Origin of the sequence: Candidatus Regiella insecticola LSR1 (genome assembly GCF_000143625.1) — a bacterium.
GTDB classification, from domain to species: domain Bacteria; phylum Pseudomonadota; class Gammaproteobacteria; order Enterobacterales; family Enterobacteriaceae; genus Regiella; species Regiella insecticola.
In genome coordinates, this window is sequence record NZ_GL379749.1 from 1 (window position 1) to 4,604 (window position 4,604).

The following is a 4,604-nucleotide window of genomic DNA, read 5'->3' on the forward strand; positions in this document are numbered from 1 at the left end:
CCATGATCAAGTGATCAATAGTCGTTTGCATTACGATGGTATGTTAGCCGCCAATAGCGGTGGTATCGCGTTAGGATCTAGTCATCACAGCGGTGTAGCCATGCTGGTAAAAACACCCAATTTAGCCGATACCCCCTATAGTTTTAACGTTGAAGGCTTCCCGGTAGCACATGGCGGAACTTATGCAGTACCCGTATCTCGCTATCAAGATCGCCGCTTTGCTCACACAGATTGGCGTCGTAGTGATGTCGATATGGCACTGAAGTTGCCAGCAGACATAGTACGAGGGCACCCTGGTCAAGTATTTTCAGTCACTGCCGATGTCAAATTAAATTTACTTTACAATGGCTTTTTTGTTGATGCTCACCATCAACCGATATCCGGTATCATCGATGAAACCGGTGATGTCATTCACCCTAATGGCCTATTTTCCATGAATGCCCATCGGATGCTGAAATACATCAGCATTCATAACCAATCTGCGCGCTATAGTTGTGATATGCGCCAACATCACAACTATTACTATTTTTGTCGGCCTGATTTACCCCCCCTCAATCATCAGGAAAAATTATGATATTCCCTTATTTTTTATTAAAAAGTGGCTTATTCAAAAGTTTGTTATTAAAAATCGCCCTATTACTTTCCGTTACAGCAGCGCACGCCCAACTGCTTGCTATTCCAACGCGAATTACGGTAGAAGGATTAGAAAAAGATCAGACTATTCGAGTGATTAATAAAGGTGATATCCCTATTTATTTAAATGTGATATTAGAGCGTATTGAAAATCCCGGAAAGAATCCAGAAAATAAAACACCAATAGGCCAGATCCAACATCCTGAAATGATATTTAATCCCACACGTATTACTTTAGGAGCAAAACAAGAACGTCATATTAATTTAATTCCTTTAACCACGCCCCTACAGGAAACGTTATATCGTCTTTATATTACGCCAGTGACACAAACTAAAATAAAGGGAATAGATGATAAAAAAATAACCGTGCCGCTAACCTTTGGCGTAGCTTATGGGGTATTAATTCATCATTTACCTGCATCTGCACAACAAACTCAGCGCTGGGAATATCAATGCCTGGAGCCAAGCGGAATAAAACTGACCGCCATGGGAAAAATACACAACAGCTTTAATGATCTTCGTGTCCCTAACAGCCAGCAAGAAATCCCCTCTAGCCAAAATGTTTATCCCGGCACGCCGATCCTGTTACCTAATATCAAGCAACTCAGCGGAGAGGTTGAAGAAAAAAGTTTCTCCATCGTTTGCCCATAAAGCTTAAACCTGTAGATCCGAGCTGCATATGTTATTGCCAAAAGGTATACTGCCGCATTCGATTCCTGTGCGGATTTACTATGCCACAATTTCATCAGCAAACTTTTCAGCGCTTAATACTGACACTACAAGACTATTGGGCAGACCAAGGTTGTACCATTATTCAACCACTGGATATAGAAATTGGTGCCGGCACTTCACATCCCATGACCTGTCTACGCGCCATTGGCCCCGAGCCCATAGCCGCGGCTTATGTACAACCTTCGCGGCGCCCTACTGACGGTCGTTATGGTGAAAATCCTAATCGTCTACAACATTATTATCAGTTTCAAGTGATCATCAAACCTTCACCTGAACACATGCAAGAACTTTACTTAGGCTCGTTACAACAATTGGGCATTGATCCCACTATCCACGATATTCGTTTTGTCGAAGATAATTGGGAAAACCCCACACTGGGCGCCTGGGGGCTCGGGTGGGAAGTGTGGCTAAATGGCATGGAAATCACTCAATTTACTTATTTTCAACAAGTTGGGGGGTTGGAATGTAAGCCGGTGACGGGTGAAATAACCTATGGTTTGGAACGACTGGCCATGTACATCCAAGGCGTAGAAAGTGTTTACGATCTTGTTTGGTGCGATGGCCCATTAGGTAAAACCACTTACGGTGATATCTACCACCAAAATGAAATAGAGCAATCTCGCTATAATTTCGAATACGCCGACGTGGATTTTTTATTTTATTGTTTTGATCAATATGAAAAAGAAGCGAAATCATTATTAGCACTGGAAAAACCGTTACCGCTGCCTGCCTATGAACGCATTCTGAAAGCGGCACATGCTTTTAATTTGCTCGATGCGAGAAAAGCCATTTCCGTGACTGAACGCCAACGTTATATCTTACGTATTCGTACCCTCACCAAAGCCGTCGCTGAAGCCTATTATGCTGCCCGTGCAGCATTAGGTTTCCCTATGTGTAAAAATCAGGATAAGAGGTAGTGATGACGAAACAAACTTTCCTGGTAGAAATCGGCACAGAAGAGCTACCACCGAAGGCGCTGCGCTCTTTAGCGCAATCTTTTGCCGATCACTTTATCACTGAACTCAATGATGCCCATTTATCACATGGCAACCTGAAGTGGTTTGCTACCCCGCGTCGTTTAGCCTTGCAAGTAACGGATCTCAGTACCACACAGGCCGACCGGATAATAGAAAAGCGCGGGCCGGCGATAACGCAAGCCTATGATGCCCTTGGCAAGGCAACCAAAGCAGCAGAAAGCTGGGCCTGTGGATGCGGCATTACGCTCGATCAGGCTGAGCGTCTGCGTACAGAAAAAGGCGAGTGGTTGCTGTATCGTGCACAGATAAAAGGTCAATCAGCAACATCACTGCTGCCCCGTTTGGTCAATACCGCGCTAAGTAAATTACCGATCCCAAAACTGATGCGGTGGGGAGATAAAAGCACGCAATTTGTACGCCCAGTCCATACGGTGACGCTATTGTTAGGTAATGAATTAATTCCTGGCACCCTGCTCGGCGTCGATTCTGCTCGCCTGATCCGAGGGCATCGTTTTATGGGAGAAGCCACACTCACCTTAGATAACGCTGAACAGTATCGACAAATCTTGTTAACACGAGGATCAGTGATTGCGGATTATGAAACCCGTAAAGCACAAATCAAATCTCAAATTGAACAAACCGCGCAAACCCTCGGTGGTATTGCTGATATAGATGAAGATCTGCTAGAAGAAGTGACTTCATTGGTGGAATGGCCTGTGGTACTCACCGCCAGCTTTGAAAAAAAATTCTTGCTGGTACCGGCAGAAGCGCTGGTGCACACCATGAAAGCGGATCAAAAATACTTTCCGGTTTATGATCAGGTCGGTCAATTGTCATCAAACTTTATCTTTGTCGCCAATATCGCTTCTAAAGATCCACAGCAGATCATCGCCGGTAACGAAAAAGTCATCCGACCCCGTTTAGCAGACGCTGAATTTTTCTTTAACACTGATCGGCAAAAACCTTTGCTAGATTATTTACCTCGCTTAGAAAGCGTATTATTTCAGCAGCAACTGGGCACCTTGCGGGATAAAACCGATCGAATTTCAGCGTTAAGCGGTTGGATTGCTGAACAGATTGGCGCAGATATTCCACATGCGATCCGGGCAGGCTTATTATCTAAATGTGATTTGATGACCAATATGGTATTCGAATTCACTGAGACACAAGGGATGATGGGCATGCATTATGCGCGCCACGACGGTGAAGATGAACAGGTCGCATTGGCACTTTATGAACAATATCTACCCCGGTTTTCCGGCGATCTATTGCCATCAAAACCGGTTTCCTGCGCGTTAGCGATTGCCGATAAAATAGACACCTTAGTCGGTATTTTCGGTATTGGCCAACCGCCCAAGGGTGATAAAGATCCCTTCGCACTAAGGCGCGCCGCCTTGGGTGTTTTACGTATTATCACGCTCAATAAGCTGCCGTTAGATCTGCAAACACTCAGCCAACAGGCGGAACGCCTTTACGGCAGCAAACTGATCAATAAAAAGGGGGTCAATGAGGTAGTTGAATTTATGCTAGGCCGTTTTCGCGCATGGTATCAAGAGGAAGGACACAGTGTTGACACCATCCAAGCGGTGCTCGCATGCCATCCAACCAAACCCGCTGATTTTGACGCCAGAATAAAAGCAGTGAGCCATTTTCGCACGCTAGACGCCGCAGTAGCTTTAACAGCAGCCAATAAACGGGTGTCTAATATTTTGGCCAAATCCACGGATATTTTACCTGATGATGTTGATGTTTCATTGTTAACCGATCCGGCAGAATTGACATTGGCGACGGATTTAATTGCGCTCAGTGATCAGCTGGAGCCATTATTTGCCAGCGGTCGTTATCAGGAAGCATTAAGCAAATTAGCCGCATTGCGGGAAGTGGTAGATCGTTTTTTCGACAATGTGATGGTGATGGTTGAAGATAACAGCATGCGCATTAATCGCTTGACGTTACTCAATAAACTCCGTGCCCTGTTTTTAAAAATAGCCGATATATCGTTATTGCGATAACTAATAGGATTTCTCTGCATTATAATAAACAGAAAAAATAAATTAGCTTTATTTTTCTGTTTTTATTTTTACTTTAAAAATTTTTATAAATAAGTAAAGTTATTTTTTATCAGGGTATTTATTTATCCGATAAGCGATTTTTTGTATTTTTCAAACAAAAAATAAACATAATGTTCTCACTTAATTATTAATAACAACGAGAAAATCATTATGCCATTCATATCGGAAATTAACCGCCGAAATACGGCCA

Annotated in this window: 3 protein-coding genes and 1 pseudogene; all 4 read left to right on the forward strand. The window is 43.6% G+C overall.

Annotation, left to right across the window (positions count from 1 at the left end; genetic code table 11):
• Window positions 1-574 (forward strand): annotated as a pseudogene (locus tag REG_RS10435) (TcfC E-set like domain-containing protein); the annotation flags it as partial.
• Window positions 571-1,284: a fimbria/pilus periplasmic chaperone gene (locus tag REG_RS10440; protein ID WP_006705615.1), complete on the forward strand. Its 714-nt coding sequence runs from the start codon at window positions 571-573 to the stop codon at window positions 1,282-1,284. The pseudogene REG_RS10435 and the gene REG_RS10440, both read left to right, overlap by 4 nt.
• Window positions 1,285-1,364: 80 nt before the next feature.
• Window positions 1,365-2,282 (forward strand): glycine--tRNA ligase subunit alpha, encoded by a 918-nt coding sequence (glyQ, locus tag REG_RS10445; RefSeq protein WP_039909014.1) that lies wholly within the window; start codon window positions 1,365-1,367, stop codon window positions 2,280-2,282.
• Between the two features lie 2 nt (window positions 2,283-2,284).
• A complete protein-coding gene (gene glyS / locus REG_RS10450; RefSeq protein WP_039909018.1) occupies window positions 2,285-4,354 on the forward strand; it encodes a glycine--tRNA ligase subunit beta in 2,070 nt (689 codons plus the stop codon).
• Window positions 4,355-4,604: the final 250 nt, after the last annotated feature.